The organism is Rhizobium quercicola (assembly GCF_021168455.1).
GTDB lineage: Bacteria > Pseudomonadota > Alphaproteobacteria > Rhizobiales > Rhizobiaceae > Ferranicluibacter > Ferranicluibacter quercicola.
On record NZ_JAJOZR010000001.1, the window covers coordinates 653416 to 669397 of the forward strand.

13 protein-coding genes are annotated in these 15982 nt (G+C 64.6%); 8 read left to right on the top strand and 5 right to left on the bottom strand.

All coding sequences use genetic code 11. The features are described from left to right. Positions 1 to 129: 129 nt before the first annotated feature. The gene (gene acuI / locus LRX75_RS02875; RefSeq protein WP_231811705.1) at positions 130 to 1116 is read right to left on the bottom strand and encodes an acrylyl-CoA reductase (NADPH); all 987 of its coding nucleotides are present in this window, start codon (positions 1114 to 1116) and stop codon (positions 130 to 132) included. A 37-nt stretch (positions 1117 to 1153) separates the two neighbouring features. Beyond that, positions 1154 to 1942 (bottom strand): SDR family NAD(P)-dependent oxidoreductase, encoded by a 789-nt coding sequence (locus LRX75_RS02880; protein WP_231811706.1) that lies wholly within the window; start codon positions 1940 to 1942, stop codon positions 1154 to 1156. Between the two features lie 266 nt (positions 1943 to 2208). Here LRX75_RS02880 and LRX75_RS02885 point away from each other — a divergent pair, with 266 nt between their 5' ends. Continuing rightward, positions 2209 to 2781, top strand: coding sequence for a TetR/AcrR family transcriptional regulator (locus LRX75_RS02885; RefSeq protein ID WP_231811707.1), 573 nt, complete (start codon positions 2209 to 2211; stop codon positions 2779 to 2781). Positions 2782 to 2805: 24 nt separating this feature from the next. Here the strand turns inward: LRX75_RS02885 and LRX75_RS02890 are convergent, their stop codons facing one another. From LRX75_RS02890 to LRX75_RS23380, 3 genes are all read right to left on the bottom strand, one after another. Then, complete coding sequence (locus tag LRX75_RS02890) at positions 2806 to 4119, bottom strand: MFS transporter (protein ID WP_231811708.1); 1314 nt, start codon at positions 4117 to 4119, stop codon at positions 2806 to 2808. A 134-nt stretch (positions 4120 to 4253) separates the two neighbouring features. Next, the gene (locus LRX75_RS02895; RefSeq protein ID WP_231811710.1) at positions 4254 to 5798 is read right to left on the bottom strand and encodes a GGDEF domain-containing protein; all 1545 of its coding nucleotides are present in this window, start codon (positions 5796 to 5798) and stop codon (positions 4254 to 4256) included. A 366-nt stretch (positions 5799 to 6164) separates the two neighbouring features. After that, complete coding sequence (locus LRX75_RS23380; protein ID WP_420851131.1) at positions 6165 to 6464, bottom strand: DUF2256 domain-containing protein; 300 nt, start codon at positions 6462 to 6464, stop codon at positions 6165 to 6167. Here LRX75_RS23380 and LRX75_RS02905 point away from each other — a divergent pair. The 7 genes from LRX75_RS02905 to bcsA all read left to right on the top strand — a co-directional run bounded on the left by LRX75_RS02905 (position 6463) and on the right by bcsA (position 15962). Next, positions 6463 to 7374, top strand: coding sequence for a LysR family transcriptional regulator (locus tag LRX75_RS02905; protein WP_231811714.1), 912 nt, complete (start codon positions 6463 to 6465; stop codon positions 7372 to 7374). The genes LRX75_RS23380 and LRX75_RS02905 overlap by 2 nt on opposite strands. 118 nt (positions 7375 to 7492) lie before the next feature. Next, entirely contained in the window at positions 7493 to 8653 is a 1161-nt protein-coding gene (locus LRX75_RS02910; protein WP_231811715.1) for an ABC transporter substrate-binding protein, read from the top strand. Between the two features lie 233 nt (positions 8654 to 8886). Next, entirely contained in the window at positions 8887 to 9882 is a 996-nt protein-coding gene (locus LRX75_RS02915; RefSeq protein WP_231811716.1) for an ABC transporter ATP-binding protein, read from the top strand. Further along, positions 9882 to 10844: an ABC transporter permease gene (locus LRX75_RS02920; RefSeq protein ID WP_231811717.1), complete on the top strand. Its 963-nt coding sequence runs from the start codon at positions 9882 to 9884 to the stop codon at positions 10842 to 10844. Before LRX75_RS02915 ends, LRX75_RS02920 begins: the two co-directional genes overlap by 1 nt. Beyond that, entirely contained in the window at positions 10834 to 11649 is an 816-nt protein-coding gene (locus LRX75_RS02925) for an ABC transporter permease (protein ID WP_231811718.1), read from the top strand. Before LRX75_RS02920 ends, LRX75_RS02925 begins: the two co-directional genes overlap by 11 nt. A gap of 25 nt (positions 11650 to 11674) precedes the next feature. Further along, on the top strand, positions 11675 to 13102 hold the full coding sequence (locus LRX75_RS02930; RefSeq protein WP_231811719.1) for a gamma-aminobutyraldehyde dehydrogenase: 1428 nt from the start codon (positions 11675 to 11677) through the stop codon (positions 13100 to 13102). Positions 13103 to 13751: 649 nt separating this feature from the next. Beyond that, positions 13752 to 15962 carry a UDP-forming cellulose synthase catalytic subunit gene (bcsA, locus tag LRX75_RS02935; RefSeq protein WP_231811720.1) on the top strand — a complete coding sequence of 737 codons (2211 nt, stop codon included), beginning with the start codon at positions 13752 to 13754 and terminating at the stop codon, positions 15960 to 15962. Positions 15963 to 15982: the final 20 nt, after the last annotated feature.

Sequence of the window (15982 nt, forward strand, 5' to 3'; positions counted from 1 at the left end):
GAACAGAAGGCGGGCGCCCGATGCCGTGAAATCGCCGAACGCCCCTGTACGAACAAAGGCCGCGCGTCGTCATGGACACGCGGCCTTCGGCTTTCGGGGTACCGGCCTGCAAAAGGCCGGCGGTCGCCTTCAGAGATTGACGTCCACGACCGTCCGGCCCTGAACATGCCCGCCCAGAATGCTCTCGGCCACCGCCGGCACCTGCTCGAGGCCGATGACCGTCGTCGTCCGCGCAAGCTTCTTCAGATCAAGATCGCGCCCGAGACACGCCCACGCCTGAAGGCGCACGGCCTGCGGGGCGTTGACCGAGTCGATGCCGGCCAGCGTGATGTTGCGCAGGATGAACGGCAGCACCGTCGCCGGAAGGTCGCGCCCCTGGGCGAGGCCACATGCGGTGACGACGCCACGGTACCGGGTCTGCGCCAGCACGTTCACGAGCGTATGGCTGCCGACACTGTCGATCGCCCCGGCCCAGCGCGGCGTCGTGATGGGCGCACCCGGCTCCGACAGCGTCTTGCGGTCGATGACATCGGCCGCACCGAGCTCGCGGAGATAGGCTGCCTCCCCGAGACGTCCGGTCGAGGCGACGACGCGATAACCGAGGCCGGAGAGAAGCGAGATGGCCACCGATCCGACGCCGCCATTGGCGCCGGTCACGAGGATATCGCCCTTGTCGGGCGTGATCCCGCCATGTTCGAGCGCGAGCACGGAGAGCATGGCCGTGTAGCCCGCCGTGCCGATGGCCATCGCGTCCTTTGTTGACAGCGTGTCGGGAAGCTTGACGAGCCAGTCGCCGCTCAGCCGGGCTTTCTGGGCAAAACCGCCATGATGGCTCTGGCTCAGGCCCCAGCCATTGGCGACCACGCGATCGCCGACCTTAAAATCGGGATGCGAGGACGCCGAGACCGTTCCGGCAAGGTCGATGCCCGGCACGAGCGGAAAGCGCTCGATGACCGGGACGCGACCGGTGATGGCCATCCCGTCCTTGTAGTTCACGGTGGAGTAATCCACGTCCACCGTCACGTTGCCGTCCATCAGGTCGGCTTCGGTCAGGTCGACGAGCTTCGTGGAAAACGCATCGCCATCCTTGGCGGTGAGCAGGGCTTTGAACGTCATTCTGGTTTTCCTGTTGAAGACAAGGGCGGCGCGCGTCTTATCCGGCCGTGCGGTAGCGCTCGGCGGCGTGCTCCTGCCGGGTGTTCGGAAGCATCGCCTGGCGTGCCGCCTGATAGGTTTCCCACTGGGCCGCATCGGGCAGCGGCGGGATCGTCACGGCTTCGCGGCGATCATAGCCGACAAGCGCGGCATCGACCAGTTCGGCAACCTCCATGACGCCGCTCATCGTGTTGACGTCGATGCCGGAGTGTTCCCAGATCTCGGTTCGGGTGGCGGCGGGAAGCACGGCCTGGACATACACGCCCTTCGGACCGAGCTCGACGCTGAGGCTCTGCGAGAGGAAGGTGACGAAAGCCTTGGTGGCGCCATAGACGGACAGGGCGAATTCGGGCGCGAGACCGACGACCGACGAGATGTTGACGATGGCACCGGTGCCGGCTTCGGCAAAGCGCGGTGCGACGGCGCTGGCAAGACGCACGACGGCGGTGGTGTTCAGGGCGACCAGACGGGCCACGTCGTCGGGCGTCTGGGTGAGGAAGCCGCCGCGCAGATTGCCGCCGGCATTGTTGATCAGCACGCCGATCGCCGCATCCTCGCGCAGGCGCGCTTCGACGATGTCGAGATCGGCGACGCGGGTGAGGTCGGCCTGGATGATGTCGATGGAGACACCGGTTTCCTGGATCAGCCGCGCCGCGACGGCATCGAGCCGGGCCTTGTTGCGGGCGACGAGAACGAGGTCATGCCCGCGGCGGGCAAAACGCTCGGCATAGACTTCGCCGATACCGGTCGACGCACCGGTGATGAGAACTGCTGGGAGTTTGGACACGATGCACTCTCGCTTTACGAACAGATTCTAATGATGACGACTATCATCATTGCTATATTTATGATGACTATCATGAAACTGTCAATGGCTTTGTTCGGCAAATCTTTCGGCGGCAACCGGGCGGACAGCGAGCACGGCCGGGCCCGCGGCAGAACGCATCGTCGGCCAGCCATTGCCTTGGCAGGTTGCACCCTCTACAATGATGACCGTGATCATGAATGTCGCCGGCACTGTCCTGTGCGGCGAAGGCTTGGGAGACGATCGGCATGAAAGTCAGTCGGGAACAGATGGCGGAAAACCGTCTCCGTATTCTGGATGCGGCCAGCAGGCTGTTTCGCGAGAAAGGGTTCGAAGCGGTGACGGTTTCCGAGGTGATGAAGGCCGCAGGCCTCACCCATGGCGGCTTCTACGGGCACTTCACGTCGAAGGACGATCTGGTGGCACAGGCCCTGGCCAGCACGTTCCGGGCGCGGGCGGAGGATACGCAGGACATCGCCGCCTATCTCGACCAGTATCTCACCCCGCGTCATCGCGACAATCCGGGCAATGGCTGCCCCATCGCCGGCCTCAGCGCCGAAAGCCGCCATCAGGGCGAAGCCGCGCGGGCCGCCATTACGCAAGGCCTGCAGACGCAGATCGCGCGCATGAGCCGGACGCCGGATGGCGACACGAGCCCTGAGATGCGGCGGGCCGTCATCGGCAGCTGGGCTGCCATGGTCGGCGCCATTATCCTCTCCCGCGCCATCGTCGATCCCGACCTGTCCGACGAGGTGCTGCGGGAAACCCGCGCCTGGATCAGGGGAGAGAGCGAAGGGAGCGCCGAACCCGCGGCATCCTGACGGCAGCGCTTCGCCGAATTCGCCTCAGGCGAGGGATGCCTGCCGCGTTTCCGCGTCGATCATGCGGGCGGCAAACGCGGCGCAGACGAGAAGGGCTGCAAACAGCCCGACCGCCACTCCGACGCCGAAGGTCACGACGACCGTCATCAGCGTCGGGGCGATGAGCCCGCCAAGCCGCGCGACCGCGCCTGCGGCCCCCATGCCGGTCGCGCGGGAGGCCGTAGGGTAGAGTTCGGGCGTGAAGGCATAGAGCGCACCCCATGTTCCCAACAGCGCGAAGCTCATCAAGAGCAGCGACGCGCCGATCAGCAGGTCGTCCGGAGACAGGACGAAGAGCAGGCAGCCGAGCGCAGAGAGAAGGCAGAAGCCGATCAGCGTCGGGCGGCGTCCCCACCGCTCCACGCCGAAGGCGGCAAGCGCGTAGCCGGGGATCTGCGCCAGCGCCACGAACACCAGAAAGCCATAGCCGCGCACGAAGCCGAAACCCTCGCTCGCGAGACGCGCCGGCATCCAGGTGAAGATGCCGTAATAGGAGACGGACACCAGAAACCAGACGGTCAGGATCAGCAGGCTGCGGCGGCGCAAAGCCGGCGAGAACACGCCTTCGCCCGCCGTTCTCGGCGCCGCGACCAGAGGTTCGCCGGCCGTCAGAGCCGGCTTGCCGTGCATGACCAGCATGCGGTTGACGATGGCTTTGGCTTCCTCGCCGCGACCTGCGCGCAGAAGATAATAGGGTGACTCCGGCACGAAGACGCGCAGGCCGATGCCGATGATCGCCGGCAGCGCCGTGACGGCGAAGATGTAGCGCCACGCATCCGCCACGCCGGCGACGCTTGCCGCCCAGGCGGCAAGCGCGATCGCCAGCGTGCCCACGGCCCAGAACCCTTCGAGCATGACGAGCCAGCGGCCGCGGTTTCGCGCCGGCAGAAACTCCGCCATCATGGCGTAATCGACCGGCAGCGTGCCCCCGACGGCAATGCCGGTGAGAAAGCGCAAGGCGAGCAGGCTGGTGAAATCCGGCGCAAAAACCGACAGCGCCCCGAAGACCGCATCGCAGGCGACGGTGAGCAGAAGCACGCGCCGGCGGCCCCAGCGGTCCGCGAGCCGCCCGAAGACGACGGCGCCGATCAACATTCCGAGGAAGAACAAGGTCCCCGTCTGCAATGCCTGGGGCACGGTTAGCCCGAAGCTTGCCGCGATGGAGGCGGCGGTGAAACCGACGGCCAGCACCTGCATGGCGTCGGCCGTCCACACGAGACCGAACACACCGAGCAGCCTGCGCTGGAACCGGCCCGTGCCGGCGCGATCCAGAGCCTCGTCCATCGTCATCGCCGTCATCTTGCCATCCCCGCCGTGTCATTCCCGTGCCGGCGCGAACAGAAGCGCCTTCATCATGGACTCTATAGACGAGACAGCCGGGGAGTATAGTGCGAGGAAGCCCTCTGCAGACGCATTCTGAGGTCGCGGACCGATCAGCGTAGGCGCGGGGGCGCGGGCCGGGGAGAGACGATGACCCTGTTGCGGCCGCCCTGCTTGGCGCGATAGAGATTGCGATCGGCGATCTCGAGGATGTCGCGTGCGTCAGGGCCTTCGACGGACACGCCGATGCCGATGCTGACGGTCACCGTAAGCCCGGCTGCCACCGCCGACCAGTCATGCCGGGCGACCGTCAGGCGCATGCGCTCGCAGGCGCGTTTGGCCTGCGCGCAGGTGACGCCGGCCATCAGCACCACGAACTCCTCGCCGCCGAAGCGAACGGCAAGGTCCGCCCCCCGCAAGGAGCCTTTGATCAACCCGCCGAGCCCGATCAAGACGCGATCGCCGATGATGTGCGAATGGGTGTCGTTGATCGCCTTGAAATGATCGACGTCGAGCACCGCCAGCGCATAGCCTTCGCCGGCGGCATCCACCGCGTCCAGCACGGCTTCCAGACGGCGGCGATTGCCAAGGCCGGTGAGCGGATCGGTGTTCGCCGCCTCCGTCAGCAGGGTCGTCTGCTGTTGGAGCGCCTCGAACGACCGGGCGATCTCGGCCGTCCGCACGGCTTCCGTGTCGAGCAACATCCTCAGCTTCTTGGTCTCGTAGCGGATATCGGCAAGGCGCGCATTGCGCTGGGCGCGCTCGGCCGTGAACTGCTGGTGAAGACTGTGATAGCGCTTGTGGAAGTCGAGCGCCGGTTCGAAGGCGCGAAGATGCTCGTGCGCCTTGGAAAGGTACAGGCAGGCGAACATCAGCGTCTCGACATTGCCGTTGATGCTCGCCAGCGCATGGGCATGCTGCAGCGGCACCAGCGCTTCCTCATAGCGCTTCAGCGAAACGAGCGTCCGCCCGAGAATATCGAGATAGTGCCCCTCGCCGCGCGCATCGTCCTCGCTGGTGATGGCGCGAAAACGGGCAAGAAACTGCTCCGCGCCGATGAAGTCCTCGGCCGCGTTGAAATATTCGGCGAGATTGCCGAGACAGAGACGCTCGGCCCACCCGTCTCCGAGGGACTGGGCAAGGGCATAGGCGCTCCGGGTTACGTCGATCGCCGGTCCCATGGCGGCATCGAAAGATGCGCGGTCGCCCGCGTCCAGAGCGAGATAGGCGGCCTCGGCATGCGAGCCGCCGAGATTGATCAGCCACCAGCACTCGAAGCTCGCATCGCCGGCCTCCCGCGCCAGCGCCACGGCCCGGCCGCAATAGTCGATGGCCAACGGCGGTTGCCGGGACATCCAGAAGATGACGCCGGTGACATTGATAGCCAGCGAGCGCGTGCGCGGATCGCCGCTCTGATCGGCAATGTCGAGCGCCTCCGCCGCCAGCGCGACGGCCTCCTCCAGCTGGCCCAACTCCAGATGGAGCCAGGCTTGAATGCTCAAGGCCTGCGCCTCGAAGGCCGGCTGATCGAGATCGTGCCAGATCGCCACCGCCTGCGCGACGTAGCGAAGGCCCATTTCGGGCTTGCCGAGCTGGAAGCAGTACCAGGCGGTGTCCTGCGCGCTGCGTGCCGTCTCCGGTGAATTGCCCCGCTGCAAAGACAGTTCATGAACGGAGAGCGATATCTCGAGAGCACTGCTGGATCGTCCCGAGCATCCGAGCTGCCACGCCTCATCCAGTGCATGGATATTCCTGGCGATATCAGAATTTTTACTTTCTGCGAAAATCACGCTGGCAATCCGGATATCGTTTCTACTGTCTGTGCAGGAGCTCTTACAGTCTGTCCGAAAATCCTGAACATGGCGCTAATGGAACGGCGGAAATTTTCATCATCCGCGCCCTTGGCGCTCCGAATTTTCCTTGTGCATCGCAACAAAGACAAGACGAAACGATGCTTTCCTCTTACCGTCTCCATGTCTCGTCAGGCATTCGACACGGCGACTTCTTTCTCTCAAGCGCCGCTTTTACCGATTTTCCGGCCCCGTCGATGCCTTTCGTCGCACGTCACCCTTGCACCGTTCGGAGCATGTCTTGACGTTCTCCCAGTCCCGCACCCACTTCTTCCGCCACGCAAACGGCCTGCCGCAGGCGGCACAGATCTTCGTCGGAAGGTTGGATTTTGTGTAGCGCGGTTCCTTCATAAGCGGGAACCTGTGGCGCGGATGCGCCCTGTCAAGCGGCCCGCCGTGAGGCCGGTGCGCGGCAGGCGTCCCGGCCATTGCGGGACTTGCCAACCCGCAGCCACATCCGGATAAGAACAGCATGGCCTTCACGCTCCGCCAGCTTCAGTTCTTCGTCGCCGTTGCCGAACAGGGATCCGTCACCCGGGCGGCGCAGAACCTGTCGATCTCGCAATCGTCGATCACCGAAGCGATCAAGGAGCTCGAAAGCGATCTCGGCGTCGCGCTCTTCGACCGGCATCCGCGCGGCCTGCACATCACCCATAACGGACACCAGTTCCTGCGCCATGCGACCAAGATCCTGGCCGGCGTTCAGGATGCCCGCCGCTCTTTCGCCCATGCGCCGGAAACCGGCAGCGGCAAGCTCAATCTCGGCGTCACGTCGCTGGTGGCGGGCTATGTCCTGTCGGATCTTCTGGCGCGGTATCGGCGGGCCTTCCCCTCGGTCGACGTCAGCGCCATCGAGGACAACGGCTCCTATCTCGAGCACCTTCTCGTCGGCGGCGAACTCGATGTCGCCGTCATGGTCATTTCCAACCTGCGCGATCGCATGGCGCTGCAAGCGGAGATCATCGAGACGTCGCCCTACCGGCTGTGGCTGCCGCTCGGCCACCGGCTCGTCTCGGCGGACATCATTTCCATATCGGATGTGGCGCAGGAGCCGCTGATCATGCTGACGGTGGACGAGATCGAGGAAAACACGGGCAAGCTGCTCGCCGCCCTCGGCGCGCGCCCGCATGTCGCCTTTCGCACCCGCTCGGTGGAAGCCGTGCGCAGCCTCGTTGCGACCGGCGCCGGCATCGCCCTCCTGCCCGATCTCGTCTACCGGCCCTGGTCGCTGGAAGGCGACCGGATCGAGAGCCGCGACGTATCCGGCGCCCTGCCGGTGGTGCAGGTCGGCATGGTCTGGCGCAAGGGCTCCAGCCTGCCGCAATCGGCGCGCGATTTCATCGGCGTGGTGGAAACCCTGCGCAGCAGCCGCGGGCGGAGCTAGCGTTCGGAAAAACCGATACCGGCTATCTGTTTAATGAATTTGCGAATGCGGCGGAAGCGCGGCACCTTTCTCTGCGGGAACAGACGAGCCGAACAACGGCCGAACCGGGAGACCACAGATGATCAAGATTCTGAAGTCCTGCACCACCCTCGCCCTCTCGCTTGCCGTCGCCACCTCCGCCATTGCACAGGAGCCGTTGAAGGCGCTCGGCACGGGCGAGGGCGAATTGTCGATCGTGGCCTGGGCCGGCTATATCGAGCGGGGCGAGACCGACAAGGCCTATGACTGGGTCACCGACTTCGAAAAGTCGAGCGGCTGCAAGGTCTCGGTAAAGACTGCCGCGACGTCCGATGAGATGGTCGCGCTGATGAACGAGGGCGGCTTCGACCTCGTCACCGCATCGGGCGACGCGTCGCTCCGGCTCGTGGCCGGCAAGCGCGTGCAGCCGATCAACACCGACCTCATTCCCAGCTGGAAGACGCTGGACGCACGCATGCAGGATGCCCCGTGGCACACGGTCAAGGGCGTCCACTACGGCACGCCGTATGTCTGGGGGCCGAACGTGCTGATGTACAACACCGAAGCCTTCAAGGGCGAGGCGCCGAAGAGCTGGAAGGTCGTCTTCGAGGAGATGACCCTGCCCGACGGCAAGTCCAACAAGGGCCGGGTTCAGGCCTATGACGGGCCGATCCATGTGGCGGACGCCGCCAACTATCTGATGGCGCACAAGCCGGAACTCGGCATCAAGGACCCTTACGAGCTCAACGAGGCGCAGTACAAGGCGGCCCTCGACATCCTGCGGGTCCAGCGCACCTTGGTCGGCCGCTACTGGCACGATGCCATGATCCAGATCGACGACTTCAAAAACGAAGGCGTCGTCGCCTCGGGTTCCTGGCCGTTCCAGGTGAACCTGCTCACCGCGGAAAAACAGCCGATCGCCGCCGTCTTCCCCGAGGAAGGCACGACCGGCTGGGCCGACACGACGATGCTCTCGTCCGAAAGCGCCCACCCGAACTGCGCCTATCTGTGGATGGAGCATTCGCTTTCGCCCAAGGTGCAGGGCGACGTGTCCGCCTGGTTCGGCGCCAACCCCTCCGTCGGCGCAGCCTGCAAGGGCAATGCGCTGCTGACGGACGAAGGCTGCAAGACCAATGGCTACGAGAATTTCGAGAAGGTGAAGTTCTGGAAGACGCCGGTTGCCAAATGCGCCAGCCAGAGCGAGTGCGTGCCCTATCACCGCTGGGTCTCGGACTATATCGGCGTCATCGGCGGGCGGTAGGTCGCGGCGTTTTCAAACACTGTTTCCATAAGCCTGAGCGGGTTCCCTAGCCCCTCACCCTAACCCTCTCCCCGCTCGCGGGGAGAGGGGACGTGGCCTGCCCGACGCTGTAATGTTTGGCGAAAGCGGTGCCACAAGTTCCTTCTCCCCGCGGGCGGGGAGAAGGTGGCGGCAGCCGGATGAGGGGCGCCTCCGGGTACGAGCTGACATTCCCAGCCCCAACAGGACTTCCTATGACCGCCATCCTCTTCGAAAACGTCTCGCGCCATTTCGGCAGCGTTCGCGCCGTCGATGGCGTCGATCTCGCGGTTGCGGAAGGCGAGTTCTTCGCCATGCTCGGCCCCTCCGGCTCCGGCAAGACGACCTGCCTGCGGCTCGTCGCGGGCTTCGAACAGCCGACATCCGGCCATATCGAAATCTTCGGCGAGACCGCGGAAGGCGTGCCGCCCTACCGGCGCAACGTCAACACGGTGTTCCAGGACTACGCGCTGTTTCCGCATCTCTCGATCCTCGACAATGTCGCCTACGGGCTGATGGTCAAGGGCATGGGCAAAACCGCGCGGCGGCGGGCGGCGGAAGAGGCGCTGGCGATGGTCGCCCTGCCCGGCTACGGCGCGCGCAAGCCCGGCCAGCTCTCCGGCGGTCAACGCCAGCGCGTCGCCCTCGCCCGCGCGCTCGTCAACCGGCCCCGCGTGCTGCTGCTCGACGAACCCCTGGGCGCGCTGGACCTGAAGCTGCGCGAGCAGATGCAGGACGAGCTGAAGACCCTGCAGAAGACGCTCGGCCTCACCTTCATCTTCGTCACCCACGACCAGAGCGAAGCCCTGTCCATGGCCGACCGGGTCGCCGTGTTCCATGAGGGCAAGGTGCGGCAGGTGGGCACGCCGGAGGAGATCTACCGCCGTCCGAAGACGCGTTTCGTCGCGGATTTCGTCGGCTCCTCCAATGTTCTCTCCCGCGAACAATGCGCGCGGCTCGGCTTTGACGCCCCCGCGGCGAGCCTGCGCCCGGAATCGATCCTGCTCGGCACACCCGCCGACGGTCAACTCGGCCTCACCGGCGTGCCGATCGCCGCGAGTTTCCTCGGACCGATCAACCGGCTGACGCTCGACTGCGGCGGCGAACGCATCGTCGCCGCGCTTCCGGCCGGCACGCCCGTGCCCGCCGCCGGCGAGCCCGTCACCTTCGCCTTCAACCGGCAGGATCTCCACGTGATGGAGGAGGCCTGATGGCGACCGTGACGCAGGCTCACCGGGAAAATGCAACGGTGCCCCCGGCCGGGACGTGCTCGGCTCGCCTCTCGGACGTCTTCTGGCGGAATCCGAAGCTGTTTCTGGCGCTGCTTCTCGGTCTGCCGCTCCTCTGGCTCGGCGTCGTCTATCTCGGTTCGCTTGCGGTCTTCCTCGCCCAGAGCCTGTTCGCCATTGACGATTTCTCCGGTCTCGTGACCTACGAGCCGACGCTGGCCACCTACCGGCAGCTGTTCTCGGATGCGAATTTCGACATCATCCTGCGCACCGTGCTGATGGCCGCGAGCGTGACGCTGGCGTCGATCGTCATCGCCTTTCCCATCGCCTATTACGCCGCGCGCTATGCCCAAGGGGTCTGGAAGGCGGTGTTCTATCTCGGGGTGATGCTGCCGCTCTGGTCGAGCTACCTCGTCAAGATCTACGCCTGGAAGCTGATCCTCGCGAAGGAGGGCATTCTCACCTGGCTGTTCAGCCAGTTGCATCTCCTGTGGCTGCTCGATGCCTGGCTCGCGATCCCGGTCATCGGCGGCAACTCGCTGTCGGTCAGCTACACCGGCACCTTCCTCGTCTTCGTCTATGTATGGCTGCCCTTCATGATCCTGCCGATCCAGGCAGCGCTCGAACGCGTGTCCGGCAGCCTTGTCGAGGCCTCGGCCGATCTCGGCGCCCATCCGCGCCAGACCTTCCGCCATGTGCTGTTGCCGCTCGCCCTGCCGGGCATCGTTGCCGGCTCCATCTTCACCTTTTCGCTGACGCTCGGAGACTACATCATTCCGCAGATCATCGGCTCCTCGCGCCTGTTCATCGGGCAGGCCGTCTATGCGCAGCAGGGCACCGCCGGCAATCTGCCGCTCGCCGCCGCCTTCACGCTGGTGCCCATCGTCATCATGGGCGTCTACCTCTGGGCCGCCCGTCGCATGGGAGCTTTCGATGCGCTCTGACCGTCTCGACCGGGCGCCGCTGCCCCTGAAGATCTCCGCCTGTCTCGGCCTGTTGTTCCTGCATCTGCCGATCCTGCTCATCTTCCTCTATGCCTTCACGACTGAAGAAAAGAGCTACCGCTTTCCGCCGCCCGGGCTGACGCTGCAATGGTTCGCCGTCACCTGGAACCGGCCGGACGTCTGGGCGGCGCTGACGCTGTCGGTGAAGGTCGCGAGCCTTTCGACCGCCATCGCCCTCGTGCTCGGCACGCTCTGTGCCGCCGCCGTCTCCCGCTCGGCCTTCTTCGGACGCGAGGCGGTGTCGCTGCTCGTCATCCTGCCCATCGCGCTCCCCGGCATCATCACCGGCATCGCGCTGCGGTCGGCCTTCTCGATGGCGGATATCCCCTTCTCGTTCTTCACCATCGTGCTCGGCCATGCCACCTTCTGCATCGTCGTCGTTTACAACAATGCGGTCGCCCGCTTCCGCCGCCTGTCCGGCTCGCTCGTGGAGGCCTCGATGGATCTCGGGGCGGATGGTTTCCAGACGTTTCGCTACGTCATCCTGCCGAACATCGCGACGGCGCTTCTGGCCGGCGGCATGCTCGCCTTCGCGCTGTCCTTCGACGAGGTGATCGTCACGACCTTCACCGCCGGCCAGCAGTCCACCTTGCCGATCTGGATGCTGGAGGAGCTGATCCGCCCGCGGCAGCGGCCGGTGACCAATGTGGTCGCCATGGTCGTCGTGCTGGTGACGCTTCTGCCGATCCTTGCCGCATACTTCCTCACCCGCGACGGCGACCGTATCGCCGGCGCCGGCAAATGACCCGAACCTGAACAGGAGATCGACCATGGACACGGACCTTTTGATCGGCGCCCGCTTCGAGCCCGGCACCGAGGCGGAAGAGCAGATCCTCAACCCGAAGACCGGGGCGAAGATCCTCGGGCTCGCCGAGGCGTCGCACGGGCAGATCGATGCGGCCGTGGAGGCCGCCGAACGCGCCTTCGCCACATGGTCGCGCACGACGCCGGCCGAGCGCTCGACCTATCTGCTGCGCATTGCCGATGCGATCGAGCGGGACGCGGACGGTTTCGCAAGCCTCGAAGCGCTGAACTGCGGCAAGCCGCTGCACGCCGTGCGCAACGACGAGATCCCGGCGATCGTGGACTGCTGGCGCTTCTTCGCCGGCGCCATCCGTATGCTCAACGGCCCCGTGGCCGGCGAATATCTGCCCGGTCACACCTCGATGATCCGGCGCGATGCGATCGGCGTCGTCGGCTCCATCGCACCCTGGAACTACCCGCTGATGATGATGGCCTGGAAGCTCGCGCCGGCGCTGGCAGGCGGCAACACCGTCGTCTTCAAGCCCTCCGAACAGACGCCGCTGACCGCGCTGAAGATGGCGCGGCTGCTGGCCGACATCCTGCCGGAAGGCGTCGTCAACATCATCCTCGGCCGCGGCGACACCGTCGGCAATGCGCTGATCAACCATCCGAAGATCGCGATGGTCTCGATCACCGGCGATATCGCGACCGGCAAGAAAGTGCTGACCGCGGCGGCCAAGACCGTCAAGCGGACGCATCTGGAACTCGGCGGCAAGGCGCCCGTCATCGTCTATGACGATGCGGACCTCGAGGCCGTCGTCGCCGGTATCCGCACCTTCGGCTTCTACAATGCCGGGCAGGACTGCACGGCCGCCTGCCGCATCTATGCGCAGGACGGCATTTACGACAAGCTGGTCGCCGACCTCACCGCCGCCGTCTCCAGCATCACCTTCGGCTCGGAAACAGATGCGGACAACGAGATCGGCCCGCTGATTTCCGCCCGCCAGCGCGACCGTGTGTCGAGCTTCGTCGAGCGCACCAACGAGGCACGGCATATGGAGGTCACGACCGGCGGCGGGCGCGGACCGGGCGACGGCTTCTTCTTCCAGCCGACCGTCATCGCAGGGGCGCTGCAGGACGACGAGATCGTTCGTCGCGAGGTGTTCGGCCCGGTCGTCTCCGTCACCCGCTTCAAGGAGCCCGAACAGGCGGTGACCTGGGCGAACGACAGCGATTACGGCCTCGCCTCCTCCGTCTGGTCGAAGGATATTTCGCGCGCGATGCAGACCGCCGGCCGGCTGCAATACGGCTGCACCTGGATCAATACCCACTTCGCACTCGTCAACGAGATGCCGCATGGCGGCCTCAAGCAGTCGGGCTATGGCAAGGATCTCTCGGTCTATGCGCTCGAAGATTACACCGCCGTGCGCCACATCATGATCGCACACGGCTGAGCGACCGGCCGGGCGCAGCGCCCGGCCCGCATCGACCCGATCAGGCCGCCACCGGCCCGGAGCGCCCCGCCATGAGTGGGGCGTCACATGTTTTGACAGGGAAGCCGTCAGTCGCACAGGGTCCGTTCGAACCGAGCGATGCGGTTGCACGATGCTGTCTGGGCATCGCCCTCGGGCGACATCCATCCCAATGCGGTCAGCGGATGCTGCTGCCGTAAAACGAACCGCCTCAAGCCAGGGATACGCCGCCTCTCTCCGCGCGCGCTACGGCTTGCAAGAGTGCCCGCGAAACCGCCGGCAACACACCCCGTCCTGCGGCCAAGAACGCCGTCATCGGCCAAGCCTTTCCCGACGCGCCGTTCAGCGGCCTGGAAACGGGAAATCGTGCCGAAATCCCGCTGTTTTTAACCATGCATATTTACTGAACTCTAACATTCATTCTCCCGCTTTGCGGGATTGTAATAACGAAACACAACCATAAAATGCTGCATCTCTCGGATAACCACGAAAATCGAGGGTAAACAGACAATTAATGTTCAGTTTACTTACTAAAGTTGTCACAGATGAAACATTGAATCAATTTTTAAATATTGACCCGTTTTTAGTCATAACTTACTTACTAATTTGTAAACCAGAGGATGTTATTGTCATGCGTATATTATCTCTCTTCATATGGATCACGTCCGCGGCGGCAATATTTGCATTTGTGCTTCAGCCAGTCGGCGCTGACGTACAATTGCTTGTCTCCGCCCTGACGATCGGCTTTCTATTCGTTATTACGCGCTTCAATAAAGCAGGGCCGCTGCGCTATATTGCGCTGGCGACCGCAAGCATCATCGTCCTGCGTTACGCATACTGGCGCACGACCAGCACGCTTCCGCCGATCGACGACCTGATGTCGTTCATTCCCGGAATGCTGCTTTACGTCGCCGAGATGTTCTGCATCTTCATGTTCTTCATCAGCGTGTTCGTCGTCGCCGATCCGGTCGAGCGCCCCCGCGCTCGCCAGCTGTCAGACGAGGAACTCCCGACCGTCGACGTGTTCGTGCCCTCCTACAACGAAAGCGCCGAGATCCTCTCGCTGACGCTCGCTGCAGCCGCAGGCATGGATTACCCGTCCGACAAGTTCACCGTCTACCTGCTCGACGACGGCGGCACCGACCAGAAGCGCAACAGCAGCGATCCGGAAACCGCCCAGGCCGCCATCGACCGCGGTCAGGCGCTGCGGACGCTCTGTCTCGATCTCGGCGTTCACTACATGACGCGGGCCCAGAACGTGCATGCCAAGGCCGGCAACCTGAATGCCGGGATGGAACGCACCTCCGGCGATCTGATCGCCGTCTTCGATGCCGACCACGCACCCGAACGTGCCTTCCTGCGCGAAACCGTCGGCCATTTCAGCGACGATCCGGATCTCTTCCTGGTCCAGACACCGCATTTCTTCGCCAATCCGGACCCGGTCGAGCGCAATCTCGGCACCTACAAGCACATGCCGGCCGAGAACGAGATGTTCTACACCATGATCCAGAAGGGTCTGGATCGCTGGAACGCCTCCTTCTTCTGCGGCTCCGCAGCCGTCCTTCGGCGCGAAGCGCTCGATGAGGTCGGCGGCTTCTCCGGGATCACGATCACCGAGGATTGCGAGACGGCGCTGGAGCTGCACTCGCGCGGCTGGAACAGCCTCTATGTCGACAAGCCGCTCATCACCGGGCTGCAGCCGGAGACCTTCGCCAGCTTCATCGGACAGCGCTCGCGCTGGTGCCGGGGCATGATCCAGATCCTCATCCTGAAGAATCCGCTCTTCAAGCAGGGACTGACGCTTCCCCAGCGCCTGAGCTACATGTCGAGCTGTTTCTTCTGGCTCTTCCCCTTCGTGCGCACCGCCTTCCTCGTCGCACCCATTCTCTTCATCCTGTTCAACCTGAAGATCTTTAACGCGTCGGCCGAAGACTTCCTGGCCTATACGGTCACCTACCTGATCGCGTCCGAGATCCTGCGCAACTACCTCTACGGCCAGATGCGTTGGCCCTGGATTTCCGAGCTCTACGAATATGTCCAGTCCGTCTTCCTGGTCCGGGCCATCGTCAGCGTCATCTTCAATCCGCGCAAGCCGACCTTCAACGTGACCGACAAGGGCGTGTCGCTGAACCAGCGCCAGCTGTCCAACCTCGCCTGGCCGTTCTTCGCCATCTTCGCCGGTCTCGGCATGGTCCTGTCCTATGCGATCTACCGCTACCAGACGGAGCCGGCGCTCGGCGACCTGATCATCATCACCGGCGCCTGGAACCTGCTCAACCTGATCATCGCCGGCGCTGCCCTCGGCATCGTCACCGAACAGCCGAACGACGCGGACGGCATCAGCCTTCCCTCGGCCCGGACCGCGGAGCTGGAAGTGGGCAACCAGACCGTGCCCGTCACCATCCGCCAGATCTCCTCGGAAAAGGCGATCGTCGAACTGAAGAAGAGCATGTCGACCCCGCTGCGGGCCGGAGACTATGGTCGCCTGCTTCTCGTCGATCCCCCTGCACACGTCATCCTGCCCTCGGTGCCCGTCTTCATCGGCAAGCCGTCCGGCAGCGATCACCGCAGCTTCGTGATCGAACTCGACGCGGAAGCCTGCCACTTCCCGGCCATTGCCAGCCTCATGCTCGCCGATCTCGACCTGCCGCGCGCCCTGCGCGACGGGCGCCAGAAGCGCCGGTCCTACCCCGTCGCTCTGCTGACGCTGATCCGCTGGGCCATCTTCAGCCCCTTCCTCGCCATCACGGCCGGTCTGTCGTCGAAATCGACGTCGGAGAGGACAAGCCGCCGCCGCCGTCCGACTGCCGAAAAGCCGCAACCTGTCGTCGAAGCCGCGTGACCGGAAAGCCAGAGGAAAAC

Excerpts from the sequence above, each read along its gene's own strand:
- acuI (WP_231811705.1), bottom strand. The coding sequence starts at position 1,116 with ATGACGTTCAAAGCCCTGCTCACCGCCAAGGATGGCGATGCGTTTTCC.
- LRX75_RS02885 (WP_231811707.1), top strand. The coding sequence starts at position 2,209 with ATGAAAGTCAGTCGGGAACAGATGGCGGAAAACCGTCTCCGTATTCTG.
- LRX75_RS02890 (WP_231811708.1), bottom strand. The coding sequence starts at position 4,119 with ATGACGGCGATGACGATGGACGAGGCTCTGGATCGCGCCGGCACGGGC.
- LRX75_RS02905 (WP_231811714.1), top strand. The coding sequence starts at position 6,463 with ATGGCCTTCACGCTCCGCCAGCTTCAGTTCTTCGTCGCCGTTGCCGAA.
- LRX75_RS23380 (WP_420851131.1), bottom strand. The coding sequence starts at position 6,464 with ATGCTGTTCTTATCCGGATGTGGCTGCGGGTTGGCAAGTCCCGCAATG.
- LRX75_RS02910 (WP_231811715.1), top strand. The coding sequence starts at position 7,493 with ATGATCAAGATTCTGAAGTCCTGCACCACCCTCGCCCTCTCGCTTGCC.
- LRX75_RS02915 (WP_231811716.1), top strand. The coding sequence starts at position 8,887 with ATGACCGCCATCCTCTTCGAAAACGTCTCGCGCCATTTCGGCAGCGTT.
- LRX75_RS02920 (WP_231811717.1), top strand. The coding sequence starts at position 9,882 with ATGGCGACCGTGACGCAGGCTCACCGGGAAAATGCAACGGTGCCCCCG.
- LRX75_RS02925 (WP_231811718.1), top strand. The coding sequence starts at position 10,834 with ATGCGCTCTGACCGTCTCGACCGGGCGCCGCTGCCCCTGAAGATCTCC.
- LRX75_RS02930 (WP_231811719.1), top strand. The coding sequence starts at position 11,675 with ATGGACACGGACCTTTTGATCGGCGCCCGCTTCGAGCCCGGCACCGAG.
- bcsA (WP_231811720.1), top strand. The coding sequence starts at position 13,752 with ATGCGTATATTATCTCTCTTCATATGGATCACGTCCGCGGCGGCAATA.